1 protein-coding gene is annotated in these 818 nt (G+C 47.6%); it reads right to left on the reverse strand.

Annotated elements, in window-relative coordinates:
- A partial coding sequence (locus ACFIKO_RS09375; protein ID WP_375673908.1) for a phage tail protein occupies positions 1-749 on the reverse strand: 749 nt, incomplete at its 3' end.
- Between the last annotated feature and the right edge of the window lie 69 nt (positions 750-818).

The following is an 818-nucleotide window of genomic DNA, read 5'->3' on the forward strand; positions in this document are numbered from 1 at the left end:
AGATAAAGCGTGCGACCATGAAACCACTCTGCCATGAGCATATCGCGTTCATGTTTTTTGACCGAACACCACGGAAAGTTTGCCATGTCCCATGGGTAATCGATTTGGTTCCAGCTTAATTCCTCATCCGCATCCTCTATCCAATTGCCAATAAGCCTGCCTTCTTCTCCCAGCGTGTGGTTGATCTCTGTGGTGCGTCCAAAGGAAAACAGAGTGCCTCCCGTTGTCACACATACACCGCTTTCATACTCCAGCAGACTGTCATCAAGGCGTGACATATTGCCTTCCATGGCTTGAACATCATAACCATAGGTCCCACGACGAAAATCAGAGCGCAAACTTTTGGAAAGGTCAGTGATTGCTTCAATGGCTTCAAGGCTTTTGCGTTCAGGCAACTGATCAAAATCAAGTTGAAAGGAATTCCACCATGCTCGCCCCGTCCATGCGGGTTGAAAGCGTGCCGAAATCCCTAGCCATTCAAGCCCCACCTCTATTGCAGCAAGGGAGCCGCGCAAGCGCTGCCATTGAATCCCTTGATCAATCAAATCATAGAGGTTTGGAACATAAGGTGTAAGCTCTCCAAGCCCGTATTCTTCAATGAGCCACGGCAAGAAGCGGGGAGGGCGTGTGATCAGTTTAGCATGTGAAATCCCCAAAACAGAACCATCAATATCTTGATGAAAATCGCAAGCATCGGCAAGGCGCTTTTCAAATTCTGTCGCGTTTGTGGGAAGGAGGGAGCCAACCATTAGCGCGCACGCCCTTTGAAGTTTAAAGTGATTTTTCCAATCGATAAAATTTCTTCATCACAAATCATA

The sequence above is a fragment of the Bartonella sp. TS82HLJMH genome (assembly GCF_042193495.1).
Lineage (GTDB): Bacteria > Pseudomonadota > Alphaproteobacteria > Rhizobiales > Rhizobiaceae > Bartonella > Bartonella grahamii.